Source organism: Flammeovirgaceae bacterium (genome assembly GCA_015180985.1).
In the GTDB taxonomy this organism is placed as follows: domain Bacteria; phylum Bacteroidota; class Bacteroidia; order Cytophagales; family Cyclobacteriaceae; genus UBA2336.
On sequence record CP054185.1, the window covers coordinates 1,345,427 to 1,367,710 of the forward strand.

At 45.1% G+C, this 22,284-nt stretch carries 21 protein-coding genes and 1 pseudogene; 8 read left to right on the forward strand and 14 right to left on the reverse strand.

Features of this window, described 5'->3' with window-relative positions; all coding sequences use genetic code 11:
* The first annotated feature begins 5 nt into the window (after window positions 1–5).
* The gene (locus HRU69_06360; GenBank protein QOI97135.1) at window positions 6–1,127 is read left to right on the forward strand and encodes a fasciclin domain-containing protein; all 1,122 of its coding nucleotides are present in this window, start codon (window positions 6–8) and stop codon (window positions 1,125–1,127) included.
* A gap of 77 nt (window positions 1,128–1,204) precedes the next feature.
* Window positions 1,205–2,635, forward strand: coding sequence for a transporter substrate-binding domain-containing protein (locus tag HRU69_06365; GenBank protein ID QOI97136.1), 1,431 nt, complete (start codon window positions 1,205–1,207; stop codon window positions 2,633–2,635).
* Here HRU69_06365 and HRU69_06370 read toward each other — a convergent pair.
* From HRU69_06370 to HRU69_06390, 5 genes are read right to left on the reverse strand one after another with little or no spacing between them, the layout of a single operon-like run.
* Window positions 2,632–3,186, reverse strand: a complete 555-nt coding sequence (locus HRU69_06370; GenBank protein ID QOI97137.1) for a hypothetical protein — start codon at window positions 3,184–3,186, stop codon at window positions 2,632–2,634. The two genes, HRU69_06365 and HRU69_06370, sit on opposite strands and share 4 nt — an antisense overlap.
* 27 nt (window positions 3,187–3,213) lie before the next feature.
* The gene (locus HRU69_06375) at window positions 3,214–4,548 is read right to left on the reverse strand and encodes an FAD-dependent monooxygenase (protein ID QOI97138.1); all 1,335 of its coding nucleotides are present in this window, start codon (window positions 4,546–4,548) and stop codon (window positions 3,214–3,216) included.
* 56 nt (window positions 4,549–4,604) lie between these two features.
* On the reverse strand, window positions 4,605–5,876 hold the full coding sequence (gene kynU / locus HRU69_06380; GenBank protein QOI97139.1) for a kynureninase: 1,272 nt from the start codon (window positions 5,874–5,876) through the stop codon (window positions 4,605–4,607).
* Between the two features lie 15 nt (window positions 5,877–5,891).
* Window positions 5,892–7,046 (reverse strand): DUF2961 domain-containing protein, encoded by a 1,155-nt coding sequence (locus HRU69_06385; protein ID QOI97140.1) that lies wholly within the window; start codon window positions 7,044–7,046, stop codon window positions 5,892–5,894.
* A 5-nt stretch (window positions 7,047–7,051) separates the two neighbouring features.
* Window positions 7,052–7,582 (reverse strand): 3-hydroxyanthranilate 3,4-dioxygenase, encoded by a 531-nt coding sequence (locus tag HRU69_06390; GenBank protein QOI97141.1) that lies wholly within the window; start codon window positions 7,580–7,582, stop codon window positions 7,052–7,054.
* Window positions 7,583–7,707: 125 nt separating this feature from the next.
* Between HRU69_06390 and HRU69_06395 the strand changes: the two genes are divergently transcribed.
* From HRU69_06395 to HRU69_06410, 4 genes are all read left to right on the forward strand, one after another.
* The gene (locus tag HRU69_06395; GenBank protein QOI97142.1) at window positions 7,708–8,493 is read left to right on the forward strand and encodes an SDR family oxidoreductase; all 786 of its coding nucleotides are present in this window, start codon (window positions 7,708–7,710) and stop codon (window positions 8,491–8,493) included.
* Between the two features lie 9 nt (window positions 8,494–8,502).
* Window positions 8,503–10,587: an OmpA family protein gene (locus tag HRU69_06400; protein QOI97143.1), complete on the forward strand. Its 2,085-nt coding sequence runs from the start codon at window positions 8,503–8,505 to the stop codon at window positions 10,585–10,587.
* A gap of 13 nt (window positions 10,588–10,600) precedes the next feature.
* Window positions 10,601–10,801, forward strand: a complete 201-nt coding sequence (locus HRU69_06405; protein ID QOI97144.1) for a hypothetical protein — start codon at window positions 10,601–10,603, stop codon at window positions 10,799–10,801.
* A 271-nt stretch (window positions 10,802–11,072) separates the two neighbouring features.
* Window positions 11,073–12,515 carry an aldehyde dehydrogenase gene (locus HRU69_06410; protein ID QOI97145.1) on the forward strand — a complete coding sequence of 481 codons (1,443 nt, stop codon included), beginning with the start codon at window positions 11,073–11,075 and terminating at the stop codon, window positions 12,513–12,515.
* Here the strand turns inward: HRU69_06410 and HRU69_06415 are convergent.
* The 3 genes from HRU69_06415 to HRU69_06425 all read right to left on the reverse strand — a co-directional run bounded on the left by HRU69_06415 (window position 12,505) and on the right by HRU69_06425 (window position 15,759).
* On the reverse strand, window positions 12,505–13,659 hold the full coding sequence (locus HRU69_06415) for an ATP-binding protein (protein ID QOI97146.1): 1,155 nt from the start codon (window positions 13,657–13,659) through the stop codon (window positions 12,505–12,507). The two genes, HRU69_06410 and HRU69_06415, sit on opposite strands and share 11 nt — an antisense overlap.
* Before the next feature lie 329 nt (window positions 13,660–13,988).
* On the reverse strand, window positions 13,989–15,155 hold the full coding sequence (locus tag HRU69_06420) for a TlpA family protein disulfide reductase (GenBank protein QOI97147.1): 1,167 nt from the start codon (window positions 15,153–15,155) through the stop codon (window positions 13,989–13,991).
* Between the two features lie 58 nt (window positions 15,156–15,213).
* Window positions 15,214–15,759, reverse strand: a complete 546-nt coding sequence (locus HRU69_06425; protein QOI97148.1) for a hypothetical protein — start codon at window positions 15,757–15,759, stop codon at window positions 15,214–15,216.
* A gap of 947 nt (window positions 15,760–16,706) precedes the next feature.
* Between HRU69_06425 and HRU69_06430 the strand changes: the two genes are divergently transcribed.
* Together HRU69_06430 and HRU69_06435 are read left to right on the forward strand one after the other, a co-directional pair.
* The gene (locus HRU69_06430) at window positions 16,707–16,901 is read left to right on the forward strand and encodes a hypothetical protein (GenBank protein QOI97149.1); all 195 of its coding nucleotides are present in this window, start codon (window positions 16,707–16,709) and stop codon (window positions 16,899–16,901) included.
* Window positions 16,902–16,905: 4 nt separating this feature from the next.
* The gene (locus HRU69_06435; protein ID QOI98845.1) at window positions 16,906–17,100 is read left to right on the forward strand and encodes a transposase; all 195 of its coding nucleotides are present in this window, start codon (window positions 16,906–16,908) and stop codon (window positions 17,098–17,100) included.
* 459 nt (window positions 17,101–17,559) lie between these two features.
* On the opposite strand, the gene HRU69_06440 is transcribed toward HRU69_06435, so the two are convergent.
* From HRU69_06440 to HRU69_06465, 6 genes and pseudogenes are all read right to left on the reverse strand, one after another.
* Entirely contained in the window at window positions 17,560–18,243 is a 684-nt protein-coding gene (locus HRU69_06440) for a hypothetical protein (GenBank protein QOI97150.1), read from the reverse strand.
* 457 nt (window positions 18,244–18,700) lie between these two features.
* A complete protein-coding gene (locus tag HRU69_06445) occupies window positions 18,701–19,129 on the reverse strand; it encodes a hypothetical protein (GenBank protein ID QOI97151.1) in 429 nt (142 codons plus the stop codon).
* Window positions 19,130–19,146: 17 nt separating this feature from the next.
* Complete coding sequence (locus tag HRU69_06450; GenBank protein QOI97152.1) at window positions 19,147–19,770, reverse strand: hypothetical protein; 624 nt, start codon at window positions 19,768–19,770, stop codon at window positions 19,147–19,149.
* Between the two features lie 20 nt (window positions 19,771–19,790).
* A complete protein-coding gene (locus tag HRU69_06455; protein QOI97153.1) occupies window positions 19,791–20,240 on the reverse strand; it encodes a hypothetical protein in 450 nt (149 codons plus the stop codon).
* A 72-nt stretch (window positions 20,241–20,312) separates the two neighbouring features.
* Complete coding sequence (locus HRU69_06460; GenBank protein ID QOI97154.1) at window positions 20,313–20,609, reverse strand: hypothetical protein; 297 nt, start codon at window positions 20,607–20,609, stop codon at window positions 20,313–20,315.
* A gap of 353 nt (window positions 20,610–20,962) precedes the next feature.
* Window positions 20,963–22,147 (reverse strand): annotated as a pseudogene (locus HRU69_06465) (IS256 family transposase).
* Window positions 22,148–22,284: the final 137 nt, after the last annotated feature.

Sequence of the window (22,284 nt, forward strand, 5' to 3'; positions counted from 1 at the left end):
AAATTATGAAGAGATATATTAGAATCTATTCCATCGTAACGGCTCTGGTTGTTGCTGGTGTGGCTTTTATTGCCGGATGTTCGGAGTTTGATCAGCCTGAACCGGCCAGCGGACCAACCATCGTGCAGGTGGCTTCAACACACCCCGATTTGAATGTCCTGTTTGCCGCCCTTAAAAAGACCGGGCTTGCCGCCTCATATAATAATGTGAACTCCGGGAGTTACACGGTTTTTGCACCGCATGACAGTGCTTTTACGGTTTTCTTCAGAAGTGCTTTAAACCAGCCTGCCTGGGATGAAATTGATGTAATTAATTACATCAACAACTCTATGACCACCACGTCAACAGTCAGCATTGGCGCACTTACCACACGCCTCAACTACCACATATTCAGTAGTGAGGTAGCGGCTTCACAAATTACGGGTGGCCAGGTGTTTAATACCCAGCAGGGGTCAAGGCTCTCCATATCAAAAGTCGGTTCGCAGGTGTTGCTCAATGCCAACAACGCGGGCACCGGGGCCGGCAATGGCGCCAAAGTGATAACCACCAATATTGACGCATCGAACGGTATAATTCATACTATCAATAAGGTATTGAATCCGGTAACAACGTCCAGTGCCATGGCCAGCCTTGGTATCAGTATTAATTATGGAACCAATCCTCCAACCACCACACCCACGCTTGCAGTAGCTGAAACTGCCGCTGATGGTAATGGTGCCGACTTTGATATTTTGGTTTATGCGATACTGAAGGGTGAGATGGCCACCACCTTGCTTCCGAACACTTCACCGCTTCCCGATTACACCCTCTTCACCGCTAACGACAGTCGTTGGCTGGTTGCGCTTTCGGCCGCAACGGAAATAGATGCCATCGCAGCTTTAAAAGCCATGACAGCCACCGAAGTGGGAAACATGGTAAGGAACCAGGTAGTTGCCGGAAGGGTGTTGTCAACTGATCTAAGCAACGGGCAAACCGTAAATACCTTGTTGTCTGGCAAAACGTTTACGATAAGTATTTCAGGCTCCACCATTACGTTAACAGATGGAGTTAACAACCCTGATGTTACCACGGCCAACATTTTAACCAATGCCGGTGTTATTCATCGGATTGATGATGTATTGAAATAAGGTATAGCATAATTCTTCATAAAAAGAGGCCTACCGGGCCTCTTTTTATTTTACGCCCCTTTCAGTACCTTCCGAATATGCTGCCGCGATTGATTACGTGTACGCTTCCGGTTTTTCTGTTACTGGTGGCCTGCGGCAGGCTTTCGGAGGAAGTTGATTCGGTTACCGAAGCCAACATCGATCTGGATGTTATCCGCAAACGTGGGTTTATCAATGCCCTGGTTGACAATAATTCATATAGCTACTTCATTTACAAGGGGCGCTCCATGGGTTTTGAATACGAGCTGCTGCGCCTGTTTGCCAACCACCTGCAGGTGGATTTGCGGATTAAAATTGAATCGGGTATTGAGCAGGCGATTAACCGGCTTAAAGGCGGGGATGGCGATATCCTGGCTTTTCCATTGGCCATTACCAGCGAACGAACCGGCCGGATAACATTTACCAAACCACTATTTGAAACACACCAGGTATTGGTACAGCGCAAACCCCAAAACTGGCGTACACTCACAGCCGATGAAATCAACCGACAGGTTGTGCGTAAGCCGGCTGAGCTTATTAACCGCGAAGTTTTCGTAAGGCCGAACTCCAGTTTTGAACAACGCCTTCGGAATTTATCTGCAGAAATCGGTGGAGCTATTCTGATTCGAACCGACAGCGCCAACATGAGTACCGAAGATTTAATAAAAGCGGTTGCCCTTGGTGAAATTGATTTTACCGTTGCCGATCAGTTTATGGCCCAGGTAAATGCCGGATACTACCCAAACCTGGACATTGAAACCGTTTTAAGTTTGCCCCAGCAAATTGCCTGGTCAGTGCGGAATACGTCACCTCAGTTATTGCTGGCCTTTAATGAGTGGCTCATACAAATCAAAAAGGAACCAACCTTTATGGTTATCTATAACCGGTACTTTAAAAATCCGCGCACCTCCCTTATTCGTATGCAAAGCGATTACTCCTCGCTTGCTGGCAATAAAATTTCGCCTTATGATGAACTGATTAAACAAGGTGCCGAAAAACTGGGGTGGGACTGGCGCCTGCTGGCAGCGGTCATCTACCAGGAATCCAGGTTTGATCCGGAAGGCGAATCATGGGCGGGCGCCAAGGGATTAATGCAACTGATGCCTGAGACTGCTAAACGTTTTGGCGTTAGCAATCCGAACGATCCAAACCAGAGCATACGGGCCGGTGTAAACTACCTGAAACATCTTGACCGCTACTGGTTAAAGGAAGTAAACGATGAGCAGGAGCGCATCCGGTTCGTACTGGCATCATACAATGCCGGCCTCTCGCATATAATTGATGCAAGAAAGCTTACCATTAAGTACGGAGGTAACCCAAATGTATGGAACGAGGTGGAATCCTACCTGCTTAAAAAATCCGACCCGGCTTATTATAAAGATCCACTGGTGATGGCCGGCTATTGCAAATGCGAGGAGCCGGTTAATTATGTGAAAGAAATCTTCGATCGGTTTGAAGAGTACCGCCAGCATATAAAAACTGACGGCTAGCGGCTTTTCGGATTATCAATAGCCGTGCGCGGAAATTTGGATAAGTCAAATAAACTAATAATGCTTCGCAGGGTTTCCAACTCAATGCGTTCACCGGCAAGCGTCAGGTAAAACCGGTCGCATACACCAAGCAGAATTTGTGAAGTGTTGTTGATTTTGTTAAATGACTCCCTTCCTATACAATCGGGTAATTCTATATACCGGCTTATCACCGAATCACTTTCTATAGTTGGCATGTCTTTCCATTTACCGGTAGCCTGGCTGTACATGATGAGAGCATTGTTGTAATCAAACAGCAGAATCTTGATTTTACGCTTGCTTTTGCTGAAGGATTGCTCCGCCAGCGAGTAGGAAAGTGTTCCGATTTTTACCACTCTTGTTACGGGCTTGCTTTGTGCAGCAAAACCTTCAATATTTTCAGGCAATAGTTTCCTTATCTCTTCATGCAATAGCACCGGTCGCTCCTGAGCCTGAATGAGGTAAGCATGGAGGCAAAACAAAAAAGGAATTATTGAGTAAAGAACGGAGGAACGTAGGATGGGGGATGTCACTCCTCCGAAGGTAGCAACTATTCAGTATTATCCCAATTGGTTTACAATGCTTTCGAAATTGAGCGTTTCCCATTTTGTTGCTACGTCAGGTGTCTTCATCACCTCATCCATAATGGTTTTTTGCTTTTGCCCGGTGGCATAAGCATGTGAGTAACGCAAATCATCACGAAAGGTGACCATGGTATATAAAGGAATCCACTTGTCAGGGAAGAGCTCGTGCAGCCTCGCTTCAATCTTTTTCCGGAGTAAAAAATCTTCATCAGCTACCAGGTCGCGCATCTCAACAAAGTTATCCAGTGCCAATTGCGCAATGGCATCGGCATCGGGCTTACGCAATTGTTGAAATTCGGGCAACACGGACTTCCAATTGTCGTTATGCTTATCCAATAACTCGTTCAGCACCCGGCAGTCTTCAAAACCTGCGTTCATACCCTGGCCGAAAAAGGGAACAATACCGTGAGCTGCATCGCCAATGAGCAGCGTTTTGTTTCGGTGCCACGGATAGCAATAGATGGTTACCAGCGAAGAAGTAGGATTATCCCGAAAGTCTTCCTGCAGGGTGGGCATCATGGGCACGGCATCGGCAAAATGTTTTTCAAAAAATTGTTGAATAGCCTCTTCTGATTTCAGGTTGGCAAATGAATTGGTTCCTTCAAATGGAAGAAACAACGTGCAGGTAAATGTTTTATTCGGATTGGGCAATGCAATCAGCATAAAACTTTCGCGCGGCCAGATGTGGAGCGCATTGGGCTCCATCAGAAACTCTCCGGCATCTCCGGCCGGTATGCGCAATTCCTTGTAGGCGTGTTCAATGTACGTCTGTTTAAATTCAAACCGGTCGGTAAGCTGCATGGCCCAGCGCACAGCCGAAAAGGCACCATCGGCACCGATAATCAAATCGAATGGTTTGTGCTTGATGGCCTCGTGGTGCTGTAGAATGAGTTCGGTTTTATCAAAATTCACACTCAGGCACCGGTGTTCGAAGGTGAAGTCAACCCCTGCTTTTTCGGCTTCGGTCATCAGCACCATATTCAGGCCCCCGCGCGAAACCGAGTTGATGAACTGCCCCTTCTTTCCGTACGGTTGAAAGTTGGTTTTGCCCTGTTCATCGTGTACCATCCGGCCGTGCATGGGTATGGCGTTTTGCCTAAGCACTTCGGCCAGGCCCACCTGTTCGAGGGCACGGATGCCGCGGTTGCTTAACGCCAGGTTAATGGAGCGCCCGCCTTCAATAAGGTGTTTGCGCATATCGAGCCTGCGTTCAAATACCGAAACGTTATAACCTCTTCGCGCCAGATAAATGGATAACAGCGAGCCCACAAGGCCTGCACCGATAATGGCTATGTTTTTGATTTCTTTCATAACGGGAGGAAGATAGGTTAACCGCAGTTTAAAAAGACTGACAAAGGTCAGTTAATTCATTTACTTGTTGCCTGGCGAAAGCGCTGGGCAAACATAAAAACTTCTTCGAATGTGTTGTAAAGCGGCACCGGGGCAACGCGTATCACGTCCGGTTCGCGCCAATCGGCTGTAATGCCGGAGGCCACCAGGCTGTTAAAAACTTTTTTTCCGTTTTTCTTCATCAGGATGGAAAGCTGGCAACCGCGTTCATCCGCGTTTGACGGGGTAATAATGATGAAGTGTTGCTGCTGCGGATCGGATTGCTTAAGTAAAAATTCCAGGTAGCCGGTTAGGCGCAAACTTTTTTTGCGCAGCCGGTTTATGCCCGCCTGCTGAAAAATTTGCAGCGAGGCCAGTTGGGCTGCTCCCGAAAGAACCGGGAAGTTGGAGAGTTGCCAACCATCAACGCCCGGCATGGGTTTAAATCCCTTTCGCATTTTAAAACGTTCGGATTCGTTATGACCCCACCATCCGGCAAAGCGGGGTAAAGAAAAATTGGTTGCGTGGCGCTCATGCACAAAGGCTCCGGCCACACTGCCCGGCCCGGAGTTAAGGTATTTGTAACTGCACCATACGGCAAAGTCAACATTGTCTTCATGTAATGACAGTGGCACATTGCCGATAGCATGGGCCAGATCAAAGCCGGCATGCGCTCCTGCCCGGTGTGCCGCTTCCGTAATTTTACGGATGTTGAAAAACTGACCGGTGTAATACTGAACACCGCCAAGCAGTACAAGTGCAAGCTGGTTGGTGTTGTCATCAATGGTTTGCAGAATATCTTCTGTGCGTAAGGTGTATTCACCCGCCCGTGGTGTTAGTTCTATAATAGCATCCTGCGGATCCAAACCATGGTAACGCACCTGCGATTCAAACGCATACTGATCGGATGAGAAGGCGCCTCGCTCCACTATCAGTTTAAAGCGCTGGGCTGTTGGTTGATAGAAGGACACCATCATTAAATGAAGGTTTACCGTAAGCTGGTTCATAGCCGTAACCTCAACGGGCTTTGCGCCCACCAGTGTGGCCAGCGCCTTCTTGAAAAATTTATGATAGTACAACCAGGGCCTTCTTGAGTGAAGATGTCCCTCTACGCCCTGTGTGGCCCAATCCTGTAATTCTTCGTTGATGAACTTTTTTGTTGTAATGGGCTGGAGCCCCAGCGAGTTGCCGGTAAAATAAATAACCGGCTTGCCGTTGTGTTTGGGGATTATAAATTTTTTGCGAAATGTTTTCAGCGGGTCTTGCCGATCCAATTTTTTGGCAAAGGCGGGCGAGTTTTCAAATTTCATGCAGTAAACATCAGGTCAGTAAACATCCAGTTCATCCCGTGAAGGCAATTTTGGAAACGGTGTGTGCGGTTCGGTTTGGTACCAGTACACCACCGAAGCGATGTCATCCTGCAGGGGCAGGTATCTTCCGTCCGATCGCCAGCCGAGAGCCTGGATGGTGACTTTCAAATCTTTTTCAAACCGGATGGGGTCGGTAATGTGCCACCGGTACATGCCGAATCGTTGCATTACTTTATAGTGGCCATCGCCACGGATGATTTGATGCAATCCTGTGTAAGGCCCGGTGTAGGTGGTATAATCGGTTACTTCAACGCCATCAACCACTTTGCGTTTGGTATCCCAGTCGTACGAACCGCAGAAGTAATCCTCGGTACCCGTGCCGCAAATGGTGGGGAACTCTTTATCGCCATCCATGAAAAATTTTATTTCACCCTCGCCCCACCATCCGTTGGTATGAACTTCCCAGGCCATGTACGTTCCTACAAAATGCCCTTTGCCTTTAATGTTATCAACCAAAACATAGTCGGATTTATAAGGCAGACGGTTTACTCTTCGGAATTGTGCGTGGAAGTAAGCCGCATCAGCTGGCACTTCGGTAAGGATGTAATCAATCTGATAAAAGAGAGTCATCTCAGTTTCACTCAGATTTTCCATGGTGATTTTACATTTCTTGCGGAAGGGCATGGGCCAATAACAGTTGAAGGCGCTGCCCGGATTTACCGCCACCGCCAGTGAATTAAGGTGGGCATAGGTGCCCCAGCCCATTCCGAAAAAATCGCCTACCGGAACTTCAACGGAAGGATCGTTTTCGTCATCCCAGTAAAACCGGATGATGGCATGGCGCCAGTTGCCGGTAGGTGTTAACCAGATGTGCTGGATGGAACCGGGCCCGGTAATTTCGGCCATGGTAAACGTGGTTTTGGATTTTATTTTAACGCTGGGGCTTACTTTCCAGCCCTGACCCAGGTCGCGCGAAGCACGCGAGCCGGTGCCTTCGGTGGCCATGCCGCCCTTGCCTTTTTCTCCGGTGAAATTTTCGGGTGAGATGGATCGGCTTTTCGCATCGGATAACCGGTAGAGTGTGGAGAGGTCAGACTCAATGCCGCTGAATTTTTGTGCATGCACATTCACCGTGATGCATACCAACAGAGAGGCGTATAATTTTTTCATAGGATTTATACAAATCGGGCATCGGCCTCCATTACGGTGCCGCACTTTTTGCAGGTGCGCAACTCCTGCGAACCGTAAAACTCGCGGAAGCGGGGCAGAAAATCCTTTTCGATGTTATCGAGGTGAAACCGGTACTCGTGCAACTTGTTGTTGCAGTTGTCGCAATACCATTGCAGGCCATCCAAAATATTTTCTTCAGGGCGTTTGCATTCTATAACAAGCCCTACCGAGCCAGCCGGCCGTTCCGGGCGGTGAGGTACCCGTGCCGGGAGCAAAAACATTTCACCTTCTTTTATCGGAATATCCACCGGCTTGCCGTCTTCCTGGATGCGCACGTTAATGTTGCCTTCAAGTTGGTAGAACAGTTCTTCGGTTTCGTTGAAGTGATAATCTTTACGCGCGTTGGGCCCGCCTACGATCATCACAATGTAATCGCCTGCATCGGCATAGAGGTTTTTGTTACCCACGGGTGGCTTCAGCAGGTTGCGGTTTTCCTGAATCCACTGCTTTAAGTTGAATGGTCTGCGAATAGCCATGGTTTTACGGTTTGAATGAAGTTTGCTAATTTAACCCTGATGATAACCGCCTGCAAATGGTTTGGTAAGAAAGGTGGTTGCATCCTTTTAACCCGTCAAAACCAGCATATTACCTTAAACCTTTCATGAATCTTGATTTAACCGGAAAGCATGCGATTGTGTGTGGAAGCACACAGGGAATCGGCAAAGCTGCAGCTATTGAGCTGGCCTTGCTTGGCGCCTCGGTTACCCTGGTGGCCCGCGATGAGCAAAAACTGAAACACGTGTGGGGCGAGTTGCACCACTCCGGTCACCAGTTTCATCATCACCTGGCGGTTGACTTCAGCCACCTGGAGGAGGTAAAGAAGAAGATCAACGAGTACATGCAAAAGCACACGGTGCATATTTTGGTTAATAATACCGGAGGCCCGCCCGGTGGAACGGCCATTGATGCAAAGCCTGAAGAGTTTTTATCAGCGTTCAATAACCACCTCATCTGTAACCAGGTTATAACCCAGGCCGTGGTGCCCTCCATGAAACAAGAAAAGTACGGGCGCATCATCAACATCATTTCCACTTCGGTAAAAATTCCGATTCGCGGGCTGGGCGTTTCCAACACCATCCGCGGGGCAGTGGCAAACTGGGCAAAAACGCTTTCGCTGGAATTGGCGCCTTATGGGATTACTGTCAACAACGTTTTGCCCGGGGCTACGCAAACAGCCAGGCTCGATTGGCTGATCAAATCAAAAGCGGAAAAATCAGGGAAATCAGAAGAGGACATTCGCCACGAGATGACGGCCGAAATTCCGGCCGGAAGAATCGGCCAGGCCAGCGAAGTAGCTGCAGCTATTGCGTTCCTTGCTTCGCCCGCAGCCGGCTACATCAATGGTATTAACCTGCCGGTGGATGGCGGAAGAACAGGAAGTTTATAATCCATATTCATGAGTCCAGCCAAAACAATTGTTGCCTTCATTTTATTGCTGAGTGCAATCAGCGTGTATGGCCAGCCGAAAATCATTATCAGCGAGAATTTTTCTGCCAATCACCGGGGGTGGTACACTTATACCGGTAACGGCAATTCTATTTTGGTTAAGGATGGTGTATATGAATTTGATACACCCGAGGGGGGGTGGATTTCGTACATCTATCCGGCCATTTTTCAGGATAAGGATTTTTATGCCGAGGCAAAGTTTACCCAGTTGAACGGTAATGATAACAATGGCTTTGGATTTATCTGGGGTTATGATGCCGACAGCAAACAACTCAACAACTTTGTTATCTCCCTTAACGGATATACCAAAGTGTGGGCATCGGACGAGACCCGTACCGATGCGAAAGACTGGAAGAAGATTGACGGTATTAGCGGCTTGGGCAAAACCAACCTGCTGCGCATGGAGCAACGAAACGGTCAGTTAACTTTTTATGTAAACGGTAAGGAGGTATTCCGCATGAAGTCGCTGCCCTGGTATGGCAAAGGCTTTGGCTTTGTTACCTATACCAAAATGAAAATGGCCGTTGACGACTTTGTGCTGGCCGGGTACACCCGGATTAGCCTGCCCGATAAACTTACTTCCGGATTGGTAAAAGAGAACCTGGGCCCCGAGGTGAACACACGTTACAATGAAGTTACGCCTAATATTACAGTGGATGGTAAAATGATTTTGTTCACCCGTAAAAACAGTCCGGATAACCTGGGCGGAACAGAAGATGCTTCTGATGTGTGGTACAGCACATCACCGGACGGCATCACGTGGAGTAAAAGCAAAAACATGCAACCTCCCGTTAACTCCGAAAAGGTGAACAACATTACGGCCATCGGGCAGGATAACAACACCATTTTACTGGCTACCGGCAACGACTTTGAATTGTTTGAACGTACTGCAAGCGGGTGGCGCAACAAGGGAACTATCGGTGTGTATTACGAGAATGAACATAGATACTTTGAGGCAACCCAATCGGCTGACGGTAAAGCCATTTTATTTGCCGCTAAAAACAGAAAGAGCTTGTTTTATAAAGACGGCAAAGAAGAAAAAGACATTTTCGTAATGCTCAAAGATGCCCAGGGCAAGTGGAGTGAACCAATTAACCTGGGCGTTTCCATTAACACCAGCGGTAATGAGGCCTCACCGTTTCTCGCTGCCGATGGGAAGACATTATACTTCGCCTCGGATGGTCATCCGGGCTATGGCGACATGGATATTTTTATGAGCAAACGGCTCGATGATACATGGACCCGCTGGAGCACCCCGGTAAACCTCGGGCCCGAAATCAATTCGTTTGGGTTTGATGCCTACTACACCCTGCCGGCTTCAGGCGATTATGCGTACATGTGCACCAATGCCGGTGGGTTTGGCGAATCGGATATCGTGCGCATCAAACTACCGGAAGTCATCCGCCCTGATCCGGTGGTACTGGTGGTCGGGAAGGTACTCAACGCAAAAACAAAAAAACCGGTGGAAGCCGGCATTGTGTTTGAAAACCTGGTAACCCGCAAAGAAACCGGAGAGGCCATCTCCGATCCGGCAACCGGTGATTACCGGGTGGCGCTTCCCTATGGCGTTAACTACGGATTGCACGCAAAGGCAAAAGGATACCTGTCGGTAAACGAAAACCTGGAGCTGGTGAATGTGCGCACCTATACCGAAATGCAGAAGGACTTGTACCTGGTACCCATTGAAATCGGTGAAGCCATTCAGTTAAACAACGTGTTCTTCGAACAGGGCCGCCCGCTGCTCAAACCCGAATCGTACCCCGAACTCGACAGGCTGGTGCAGATTTTAAAAGATAATCCTACCATGGAAATTGAACTGAGCGGGCATACCGACAATGTGGGCAACCCGAATGCATTACTTACTCTTTCACAGGAGCGGGTAACTACCGTAAAAAATTACCTGGTAAAAAACGGCATTCACGGTTCACGCATTACCGGCAAAGGCTATGGCGCTTCGCAGCCGCTGGTGAAGAACGATACCGAAGAGCACCGCAGAATGAACCGGAGGGTGGAGTTTAAGATTACGAAAAAGTGAATACTTTTGGAGAATGGTAGCTGAACTTAAAAAGGTACTGAAGCAAGTTGAAAACCTGCCGCGTAAAAGGCAGCGTGAACTGGCGACTTTGATTTTGGATGAGATTAAGTGGGATAAGACTTTTGGGGATACACAAGGTGAATTAGAACAACTGGCCGCAGAAGCGGTTGGTGAGTATAAAGCCCGAAAAACAAAGCCTTTAAAAATTGGTTAAGTGCGCTCTGTCACTACTGAAAGATTTCGTAAAGCGTATGAAAACTTACCTTCCACTGTCAAGTTAAAAGCAAGGGAGGCTTATAAGCGATGGATTAGGAACCCATACCACCCTTCGCTGAATTTCAAACAGATTCATAAAACCAAATCGATATACGCTGTCAGGGTAGGGAATTCTTATCGCGCTTTGGGTGTAAAAAACAAGCATACCATGATATGGTTTTGGATTGGTTCTCACGAAGAATACAACAACCTCACTAGTCAACTGTAACATGCAAAAAATTCTGAATTACATTAATGGCGAGTTGGTTGAACCGGTCTCCGGTAAATACCTTGACAACTATAACCCGGCCGAGGGCAAGGTGTACAGCCTGGTACCTGATTCAGCTACAGCAGATGTAAATAATGCCGTTGAAGCAGCACAGCAATCGTTCGAAGCCTGGGCCACCATGCCCGTTGAAAAGCGCTCGGCCACTCTGCAGAAAATTGCCGATTTGATTGACCGCGACCTGGATAAACTGGCGCTGGCCGAAAGTATTGATCAGGGCAAGCCGGTTAAACTGGCCAAAGCCGTGGACATTCCGCGCGCGTCATCCAATATGCGCTTCTTTGCCACGGGCGCCATTCATTTTGCTTCCGAAGCGCATGTTACCGGAAACGAAGCCGTAAACTACACGTTGCGCACGCCCGTTGGTGTGGCCGGATGTATTTCGCCATGGAACCTGCCGTTGTACCTGTTTACCTGGAAAATTGCACCGGCCCTGGCGGCAGGCTGCACGGTAGTGGCCAAACCTTCGGAACTTACCCCGATGACAGCTTATTTATTCTCGCAACTTTGCATGGAGGCCGGTTTGCCGAAAGGCGTACTCAACATTGTGCATGGCCTTGGTCCCAAAGCCGGGCAGGCTATTATTGAGCATCCGGGTGTTCCGGCTATTTCGTTTACGGGTGGAACAGTTACCGGTAAAAAGATTGCTGCAACGGCCGCGCCCATGTTTAAAAAGCTTTCGCTGGAACTGGGCGGAAAAAATCCCAATATTGTTTTTGCCGATTGCAGTTTCGAACAGGCTGTGCGCACGTCTGTTCAGTCGTCCTTCTTCAACCAGGGCGAGATTTGTTTGTGCGGCTCCCGCATTTTTGTTGAACGCAGTTTGTACGATAGGTTCGTTACGGAATTTGTGAAGCTGACCCAAGAATTGGTGGTGGGCGATCCGCTGGAAGAAATGACACGAGTAGGCGCGCTTGTTTCAGAGGCACACATGAACAAGGTGCTTTCGTACATTGAACTGGCAAAAGAAGAAGGCGGAAAAATTGTAACCGGAGGAAAACAGGTAAAACTCAGTGGTCACTGTGCCAACGGATACTTTGTTGAACCTACAGTGATTACCGGGTTGAATGAACAATGCCGCACCAACCAGGAAGAAATTTTCGGACCGATAGTTACCATTATGCCGTTCAATACCGAGGATGAAGTTATAGGATATGCCAACAGCACACCCTATGGGTTATCGGCCACCCTCTGGACGGAAAACCTGACACAGGCCCACCGCGTGGCAGCACGGGTAAAAAGCGGCATCATCTGGATAAACTGCTGGCTCTTCCGCGACCTGCGTACGCCCTTTGGCGGCATGAAGCAAAGCGGGGTAGGGCGCGAGGGCGGCTGGGAAGCACTGCGCTTTTTTACCGAGGCGAAGAATGTGTGTATTAAGCTATAACGGACAGATCCCTCCAGTTTGTTACCACGAACGATTGCCAGTTGTACGATTCGTCACCGCCATAGACAAGGATTTTCTTCGACTTCGGGTTTAGTTTGTTCCAAAAGCGTAAACCTTTAAAATGCTCATCGTTTGCTGTTAAGCCCGATTTAATTTCTACAGCAACAGGTTCGGGATTCGATTCAATAATTACATCAAGTTCATGGCCGCTTACATCACGCCAGTAAAATAAGTTGCTCCGCAAGCCTTGGTTAAACCGGCTCTTTAATAATTCATTAATAATGAAATTTTCGAAAAGCGCCCCACGCATGGCGTGGTACAACAGGGCATCGGCTGACTCTATTCCAAGCAGGTAGCTGGCCAGTCCGGTATCGTAAAAGTAAAGTTTGGGTGATTTAACGATTCTTTTAGAGTAGTTTTTATAATAGGGTTGCAGGAGGTGCACAATGTAACTGGCTTGCATAACCGATAACCACGATTGGGCTGTTTTGTGATCAATGCCGCACTCCATGGCCAGGTTGCTCAGGTTTACCTGTTGCCCGATGCGTGCAGCACATAAGAACATAAACCGTTGAAATGTTGCAAGATCGGTAATGTTTTTAATCTGCCTGACATCCCGTTCAATGTACGTGCGCACATAGGCAGGAAACCAGAATTTTTCATCAACACCTTCATAGGTAACAGGCGGATAACCGCCCCGGTAAATCAGATTATTTAGTTCTATCGGATACTGATGGATTGCTTTAAGTTCGGTATAACTGAAAGGGAGTAAATCAAGGTAACCAATTCGTCCGGCAAGACTTTGTGTTATTTTTTCCAGCATAAGAAAATTATTCGAGCCCGACAGGATAAATTTACCCCGCTCGCTACTTTCGTCCAGTACCTGCTGCAGGTAGTTAAATAATTCAGGTACCCGTTGTGCCTCGTCAATAATTGCACCGGCATTGTAGTGGTGCAAAAACCCCCTTGGATCATCCGCGGCCCGTTGTTGAATTTCCGGATTCTCCAACGAGACGTAACGTTTAGTGGAAAACACCGCTTTTGCCAACGTGGATTTGCCGCTTTGGCGTGGTCCTACAATGGCAACTGCCCTGAACTGCCGGGCCATTTTTTTAAGGGTTTCTGCCGCCTGCCGGGTAATCATTCTGTACGATTGGGATTCTGATTCCCAAAAATACAAAAATTGATTAATCTATTACGTTTAGATGCGAAGAGATAAAACTGGTGAAGCGCTATACTTCTGAAAATTCTTTTTCGAGTTCTGGGGCTACCCCATGAGTTACCTGGAGTTTTCGGTACGGCAGATGATATTGTAAATCATGCCTCCTTACTTTTTCTCTTTCAGCAACACCGCATTAAAGCGGTTTACCGCTTTTCGCTGAAAAAGTGGCTTTCCACACCCCATTGCACCAAGGCCGAATCGGGCCTTTACACAGTTACTTAGTCGTTACCAGGTACCAACGGAACGTAATCTTAGAAATCCGCAATTTGTTGTTTAAGAAATAACTCTATCTGGACAGGGCTCCGTGCCTCCAGAACAACCATGTTGTTTTCGTTGACTAACAAATACAGCGGGATTCCCTCTAAATCGGGTTTAATTAATCCGCTAAGTATCGGATCAACCTCCATACATTGAAGCCAAGATGTCTTATCTTTTTTTAGGGCTTCTTTCCATTGATTTACGGTTTTATCAATGCTTATACCGATGATTGGTATGTTATGCTTACGGAGTTTTGTAGACAAAGGGGGTAATTGATTAATATTAGCCTTTCTGCAAGGTCCACACCAGGATGCCCAGAAATTAATCACCTTGTATTTGCCTGGTATTTGATTAAGGGTCAGATGCCTGCCTTTTATGTCAACCAGTTTAGCGTCAGGCAGGGTAAGCCCCGCTTTGTTCTTTGTAGTAGTAAGATCTTTGCTTTTTAAAGTACGGTAAAGGATAGCATTTGATTGGGGTAATTTATTGATGTAGTTTTCAATCTGCACCGGTTGTAACTGCCCTAAAAAGGCTTCATTTAGGTAATAAATGCCCACTACTAGTAATTCTGGTGTTTGACAGGTATCAAGAACCACTTGCAGTTGTGATTTTAGTAAATCTATTTCTTCTAGTATACGCTTAAAAATTTTCTGTTTTAATTCCTGATTTCTTTCAGGTGATCCGAATTTTAATTGATTAGCCTGATGAAGCAGGGTAGTGATGGGTTGTCTTAAATTCCGTAACTGCAATACTTTACTGTTCACATCGCTCCCGGTCATACTAATCAAGTGATATAGCTCCTCACTGTGGCCTTGTATCAGTAAGTTCTCTTTTTTTTCATACCTGGAAACTACAAGGAATGAATTTTCATTATTACCTGATATGGTTTTGAAATAATTACATCCCTTACACGGCTGACTTACCTGATACAAGACACCCTGGGGGTCAGTGTCAAAAGTATAGGTAAAGTTGCCACTCGTATTAAGGGCAACCGAATCAATTAGCTTGGGCGGCATTAAGCCTATTTTATCGATTCGGGCGATATAAAGTTTATTTTCCCAGTTTTCTGAAGGGGTTATTGTTCCATGCATAGTCAACTGGGCCTGAACAAGGATACTCAATAGTAAGTTGAATCCTAATAAACATAAACGCAGATGCATATGGACTGCAAATTATTAAAGTAATTCTGGTTGAAGGCCTTACAGTAAATGAATTTTATTAAATAGATTTAATAAAATCCAGGAATGAACTTTGGATTTCAACCGTATTGATACCATAGTTGTTGGCTTGCTTTATGAATTTGGCAATATTTTGAGGATAAACCATAACCTTTGAGACGCCTGTTATATCACCTTCATTCTGTAATCGGGGTTGGGGCAAGTCTTCGCATCTGCAAGAGGCTATTCCAAAATAAGTTCCGCAGACTGCTGCTCTGGATGATGAGCAACAAATGCAACAATCTGAAAACCAGCCGCTGGCGCTACAGGAGCGATCTCCATTATCACAGTTGCAACTTGCGGAAAGAGTTAATGGTTTCTGAAGAGCTCTTTCAATATAAGTTGTTAATAAATCCTTTCTGGTCCTATCAAGTTCATTAATAAAATGATTGAAATCCTCAGTGAATTGTCTATATGCCGGACCATTGACCACTTCTATTATCTCAGGAAAATCACTCCAGTTCATTTCTTCCGTACTATTCGGATCGGTACAAGAAAGAAGCAGGCTAATACTAATTAAAGTAAGGTTAATGAACAACTTATTCATAACTTTGAAGTTTTATGATTAGGACTAAACTCAACCCGGTTGCGCACAGGGGTCTTAACAGTAAAAGTATAGCCTTTTTTTTTTTTTTTTTTTCAAAATGGTTTTGGGTATACCTTACGTGTGTGCTTTTTGTACTAAATTCTTCATTAAAGTTTGCGGTTTACCGTAAAAAACTGAATATCTACACGTTTTCTTTAGCCGGAATGATGTAAGTTTCAGCGCGGTTTTGGTAAGCAGTAAGATATAAGTAGCAAGACATAAGTAGTAAGTATGGTCGGTCTTAACATTCTGCTACTTACATCTTACTACTTAAGTCTTATGTCTTGCGTCTTACTACTCTCGTCTTAAAATGAGTTTCTTCAACATCAGCAACACCTTCTTCGAACTCTGGGGCTACTCCATGAGCTACCTGGAGTTTTTCGGCACAATACCCGGTTTTGTGGTGAGTATCTAAATAACGCGCCCTGTTTTTGCCGGACAGGGCACGTTATTTTTTAGTTTTGAACTTTCAAGCTAACTTCTGTTTTCGCTCATTTTTTGCCGCGTCCTTTTGATGATTTCTTTTTTCCGGTAAGTTAACAAACGCAGCGAAGTGCCGTCTTTTAGATATAACTTGATCTGGTTGGGAATGATAAAAACCATAAAACGGCCGGATTGATTGAAGTTCATGGTAAGTAATTGCAAAATTGTATTTTTCAGCCGCAGGTTTAAGGGTTTTAAAAATTAGCGAATCGGAAGTTAAGTAAAGCACACCCCTTCGTGAAGGAACGATATCATCACGCCTGACTTTCTGTGAGAATGTATTCTCTTTTTCAATCTTGACAATTTGCTTTTACGAAGACTATCATTGTGAGAGAACAGATTAGTAATCCGCTTTTCATGTTGATCTTAATATTAGATTATGGATTATCATCAGGAAAAGGCCTACATTCTCCTAATGAACAACCTTGACGCCATCCACCATCCGCTATAAACCCCGGCCCCGAAACGATGAACCCGTGCGGCAGCAACTAAGGCAGTTTGCCGAGTTGTACACCCGCTGGGGCTTCTGGATGATGTACTACCGGCTAAGAGCCCTGCACTACACCGATAACCATAAACGTATTTACCGAATCTACACCGAGATGAAACTAAACCTTTGAAAGTCTGAACCAGGCGCGCCTGTACACTCAAGCCTGGATGTGGGTATACAACAACGAGTGGCCGCACAGCTCACTGGGGTACTTAACACCTGCACAGTTCCTGTTGAAATATGGAAAACCCCACCACCCGCACAAGGCTACAGCGGAGTTCCCACATTCCAACAGGATAGCAACAATAACTGGAAATCTATACTTTTAAGTGTGACTAAATAGGGGGAGCTTTCATTACGGTTTGCTACGAGTCATCTCAAAAATACCTTCGTCCTGGCGAACGAAGTGAGGCCATCTCGATTTCCAAAACAGATCCGGGATTGCTTCGGTCGTGCCTCCTCGTAATGACGTGGTTTCTGTTTTTGAAATAGCTTCCCACATCTTACTACTTAAAATGTGTCCTACACGCTGTAAGTGCAAGACACATTTAATTCAGCTTTCACATGGGATTACCACTATTATTTTTGCCCTCCAGAATTACGGGATCCTACAACAGCATAAAGGATAATTTGGTACAATTGGCTGATAAATCCCAAGACCATCAAGCCTCTCCCAGCTGAATATGCAAGCGTTTCCTTTGGACTCATTATGAACAGAAAAGCACCAATTATAACGGCAAGGATTGAAAAGATCAATCGGAAAACACTTACCTTTAAAATGAACTGTTTTATATCCATATTGTAGCGCAAGCTAATGAAAAACCAATAAAGCATTCTGGAAACATGAATGCACATGTAACACGACAAACCCAATCACTTTCGCATTCATTGACAGCACACAAAAGACAATTCCCATAAGAGGAACTTATTTCTGGACAAGTGCCAGTGGTTCTAGAGGAACTAGCGTTTTTTGGCACAATTGTTTCGAAGGGAATATCTTTAGTGACATTAAAGTTACCAATTTTGTTGTTTTCATTGACAAAAAGTTCGAAATACGGTTGTGCATTTAAGTCAGTAATCGATAATTGTATCATTGAACCTTTGGATATTGATTTAGCGATAACAGGCAAGAGTTTATCATTTAGTTTATAGAAAACAAGGTATTCATAGTTTAACGATGAAATTAATCTTATAGTTATTACTTCGATAGGAGAGTGATCGAATTCAATCAAAAAAACATCAGTGTGATGGTCAATTCGCTCCAAAATTGATCGGGGGATACTTTGCCACATCATTGTGGCAGTTAATTTCTTGTAGAAGGAATCATCTTTTGAAACTAATGATTTCTTTTTTACGTGGTCTTGAATTAATGCCGGGCCATTTTGAGGCTCATTGTCCTCCACAACAAGTTGTTGCGTACAAGAACTAAGCAAAATGAGAATAACACTTGTAAGATAGTTTAGAGTTTTCATAAGCTTTATAGATTTTTTTGCATTTAAAAAACTCAACCCGGTTGCGCACAGGGGTCTTAACAGTAAAAGTATAGCCTTGTTTTTTTTTTTTTTTCAAAATGGTTTTGGGTATACCTTACGCGTGTGCTTTTTGTACCTAATTCTTCATTAAAAGTTTGTGGTTTACCGTAAAAAACTGAATGTCCATCCGTTTTCTTTAGCCGGAATGATGTAAGTTTCAGCGCGGTTTTGGCAATTAGTAAAGATGTAAGTAGCAAGACATAAGTAGTAAGTATGGTCAGTCTTACGTCTTGCTACTTACATTTTAACTACTTACGTCTTATGTCTTGTGTCTTGCGTCTTACGTCTTAAAATGAGTTTCTTCAACATCAACAACACCTTCTTCGAGTTCTGGGGCTACCCCATGAGTTACCTGGAGTTTTTCGGCACGGCAGATGATATTGTAAATCATGCCTCCTTACTTTTTCTCTTTCAGCAACACCGCATTAAATCGGTTTACCGCTTTTCGCTGAAAAAGTTTTTCAGAAATATTCAGTGAAAATCCGGCTGCCACCGTACTAAGTACCAATGTGCGGGTTTGGTGGTAATTCACATAGAGCGGCTGGTCGGCTATGAGGTACAACAGGTAAACCGAAAGGCCCAGGCGCACCACGGTTTGGCTGGTGCGTAAAGCAAGTGCCGTTTTGATGGAGCGGTTTACCTGCTTGTCGTCAACGGCCTGTAAGGGGATAAGCAGCCCGTCAAACGTTACCCGCTTGCCGTTGAAGTAGTACCGGCCGTTTTCAATGGCAATGGGGTTGAGGTCGAGTGTGATTTGCCGGACGGGGCTTTGAGCAGCCAGGTTGCTGAACAGCAGGGTAATCAATAGCGCAAAAGCCAATCGCATAGCAATAGTAATTGGTATCACGGAGCTATTAACAAAAGTAAGCTTTTCCATAGTGCCAGGCCGGTAAAAAAGGTTATGAATACGGTTGCAGTAACCGGTTTATCCGACTCCTTGTTGAGTTCCTGACTTAACAACCAGCAAAAGGTTACATCCAGGATGCCGAAGGTGTTGAAAAATGCGGCTGTTTTGCCCTGCATGGCAAGACCCGCCAGGTTGCTGATTTGGGTGATTGAAAACAGCCTGAATGCATTTAATTCAAAGTAGGTGTAATCCTGTTGAAAGAACTGGAAGTAGAAGAACTTGACAAACTCTGTAATAAAAAAAATCGGATAGAGTTTCAATACACCCTCAAGGAGATTATACCATGATAGCTTCAGATTAGCCAAAAGTAATCCGATATATAATAAAGTTATGGTGCCGAAAACTTTCGCCCCGGTAAGTAATAAATGGGTTAGATTTTTGAGCAGAATCCTGTTATTTGATTGGCTTTGTTCTGCAAGTTTTGTTGCTGTTTCGTTATCCAGATAATTTGATAATTCAGAAGCGAGAATCTCTTCAGTAATTAATGTATTGTTCAGGTAATATTGGATTATGTCTAAAGTAATAAGCAGAAAAATCCATAATAGCACTTCCTTTTTCACATTATACAAGTTGAGTTATCTCACTTAGCATTATTTTTATTTTTTTGAACTCTTTTTAGCCAGTAATTCTGGGTACCCTTATAGTCAATGACAATTAATGTATCAGCATTAATAACATATTTATAAGTTGATTCACCAGTATTCATTCCGGGTTGATTTTGGGTGATGATGAGATTGCCGTTACGAGTGCTCCAGGAAAGGGAGGACTTTTGACTTTTCAAATTGAGCTTACTTAGCTTTTGTTCCTTGTAGGGAGAGTTACTAGATAATGTGCCATTTGCATAATATTGACGTCTAGCATTTCGCAATATTGGATCAGTTGGCTGTATTACCGAATTGGCGTCCTTACTAAATAAGAATAGCCATTCACCAACCAACGCTTCATCACGTTGAGGTTGTGACTTTTGAGCAAATAGATTGTATCCGATGAAACAATAAGAAAGGAATATAAATACAACAAAGGGTTTCATTTAACTGGTATTTAATTAAATAAGAGCAGGAAAAGTTATTTCCTGCTCTGCTTTAGATCGACAATTTTGGAACTACTGCATAATGCAAATCATAAGGGCTGCAAAGAGCAAAGCGGCAGCATCAAAATAGTCATCTCCCGCCTCCGTGCCTCTGTTTTCCGCATAGAGGAACATTGTATCCGTCCACATATAAAAAATCTCCAAACACCCATCACCATTGCTTGCTGAAATGGCTTCATATCCGTTGTAATCCGGAATATTAATGTTCGCAGTTACGTTAGGGGTTGAACTTGGCCCGGTGGCCGTACTGAATGAACTTAGCGCAAAAATTGCTACTAGGGCAAATACGCTTAACATGATTTTTCTCATCGTTTTAAGGGTTTATGGTTAAGAATTTTAACTCAACCCGGTCGCGCGCTGGGGGTCTTAAATGGTAAAAGTATAACCTTGTTTTTTTTTTTTTTTCAAAATGGTTTGGGGTATATCTGACGCGCGTGCCTTTTGTACTTAATTCTTCATTAAAAGTTTGTCGGTTGCTTTAAAAAACTGAATATCCATCCGTTTCCTTTAGCCAAAATGATGTAAGTTTCAGCGCGGTTTTGGCAATTAGTAAAGATGTAAGTAGCAAGACATAAGTAGTAAGTATGGTCAGTCTTACGTCTTGACACTGCCTAATTAAGTGTGTAAGTGCTGGGTAACGACTAAGCAACTGCGTAAAGGTTTTATATTTTGCATCTGCCTTCGAAGATAGTTAAAAATTGATTTACGATTAGTGGCCAGTTTCTCACGGGCAAGGTCCATTTTTTGGTGATCTCCCGTAAAGCCAGGTACACCGCTTTCACCACCGCCTGGTCGTCAGGGAACGAAAGTTTGTTGTTGGTATACTTGCGGATTTTTCCGTTGAGATTTTCGATAATGTTCGTGGTATAGATCAGCGTTCGGATTTCGATCGGATAATCGAAGAAGTGCGTGAGGTTATCCCAATTCGTTTTCCACGACTTGATAGCATGCGGATATTTTTGCCCCATGTTACTTCAAGGTTGCTCTAAGGCTTGAGCAGCCAGGCTCTTTGTTTGGTGCTCCGTAAACAGTCTTCAAATCGGCTACAAATTGTTTCTTGTCTTTCCAGACAACGTAGCGAAGCGCATTTCTGATCTGATGAACTACACAAATCTGGGTTACCGATTGGGTAAACACGCTGGTGATTGCATCGGTGAAGCCCTTCAGATTATCGGTGCTGGTGATGAGAATATCTTCCACGCCACGGCTTTAAATCAGTAAGTACACTTATCCAGAATGAAGCACTTTCGCTTTCACCCAGCCACATGCCCAATACTTCCTTAAACCCCTGAGCATTAAGGCCTACGGCCAGGTAAATGGTTTTGTTGATCACCTTCCCATTCTGCCGGACTTTGAATACGATCCCATCCATCCACACCACAAAGTACACCGATGAAAGAGGCCTGCTTTGCCACTCCGTTACCAACGTATGTACCCGCGAGGTAACGTTGAAATAGTGGCATCCGAAACATTCACACCATAGATTTCCCGGATTTGTATTTCAATGTCGCGTACGCTCATACCCCGGGCATATAAGGAGATGATAATTTCTTCGATGCCTTCTACGAACCGGCTGCGCTTGGGAACCAGGACGGGCTCAAACGTGCTGTTCCGATCCGAGGTACTTCTATCTGTAGTTCACCTCGCGTGGTCTTGATGGTCTTACGGGTTTTTCCGTTCCGTGAGTTCCCGGAGTTAATCCCTTCTGGTGAATGTTTGGCATAGCCCAAATGGCCATCGAGTTCACCTTCCAGCATTTGCTCCATGCCCTTTTTGAAAAGTTCATCGATAAAGCTGTTGAGGTCTTTCGAATTCTTAAATTGCTTGAGAAACTCAGGGGTGAGCATCTCTTTGAGTAGTGGGTGTTGTTCTTGATTTTCCATGGTAACTGTGTTTAAAGTTAAGTCTTTAAATGCAACCGATTCGGCTGAAAGTGGTACATTCCACATCCCCTTTCAGCAAGGCCGAATCGGGCCTTTACACA

Coding starts and splice junctions, on each gene's coding strand:
- HRU69_06405 (QOI97144.1), top strand. CDS start 10,601: ATGGTAGCTGAACTTAAAAAGGTACTGAAGCAAGTTGAAAACCTGCCG.
- HRU69_06385 (QOI97140.1), bottom strand. CDS start 7,046: ATGAAAAAATTATACGCCTCTCTGTTGGTATGCATCACGGTGAATGTG.
- HRU69_06425 (QOI97148.1), bottom strand. CDS start 15,759: ATGAATAAGTTGTTCATTAACCTTACTTTAATTAGTATTAGCCTGCTT.
- HRU69_06395 (QOI97142.1), top strand. CDS start 7,708: ATGAATCTTGATTTAACCGGAAAGCATGCGATTGTGTGTGGAAGCACA.
- HRU69_06455 (QOI97153.1), bottom strand. CDS start 20,240: ATGAAACCCTTTGTTGTATTTATATTCCTTTCTTATTGTTTCATCGGA.
- HRU69_06410 (QOI97145.1), top strand. CDS start 11,073: ATGCAAAAAATTCTGAATTACATTAATGGCGAGTTGGTTGAACCGGTC.
- HRU69_06400 (QOI97143.1), top strand. CDS start 8,503: ATGAGTCCAGCCAAAACAATTGTTGCCTTCATTTTATTGCTGAGTGCA.
- HRU69_06460 (QOI97154.1), bottom strand. CDS start 20,609: ATGAGAAAAATCATGTTAAGCGTATTTGCCCTAGTAGCAATTTTTGCG.
- HRU69_06360 (QOI97135.1), top strand. CDS start 6: ATGAAGAGATATATTAGAATCTATTCCATCGTAACGGCTCTGGTTGTT.
- HRU69_06420 (QOI97147.1), bottom strand. CDS start 15,155: ATGCATCTGCGTTTATGTTTATTAGGATTCAACTTACTATTGAGTATC.
- HRU69_06375 (QOI97138.1), bottom strand. CDS start 4,548: ATGAAAGAAATCAAAAACATAGCCATTATCGGTGCAGGCCTTGTGGGC.
- HRU69_06445 (QOI97151.1), bottom strand. CDS start 19,129: ATGCGATTGGCTTTTGCGCTATTGATTACCCTGCTGTTCAGCAACCTG.
- kynU (QOI97139.1), bottom strand. CDS start 5,876: ATGAAATTTGAAAACTCGCCCGCCTTTGCCAAAAAATTGGATCGGCAA.
- HRU69_06365 (QOI97136.1), top strand. CDS start 1,205: ATGCTGCCGCGATTGATTACGTGTACGCTTCCGGTTTTTCTGTTACTG.
- HRU69_06390 (QOI97141.1), bottom strand. CDS start 7,582: ATGGCTATTCGCAGACCATTCAACTTAAAGCAGTGGATTCAGGAAAAC.
- HRU69_06440 (QOI97150.1), bottom strand. CDS start 18,243: ATGAAAACTCTAAACTATCTTACAAGTGTTATTCTCATTTTGCTTAGT.
- HRU69_06415 (QOI97146.1), bottom strand. CDS start 13,659: ATGATTACCCGGCAGGCGGCAGAAACCCTTAAAAAAATGGCCCGGCAG.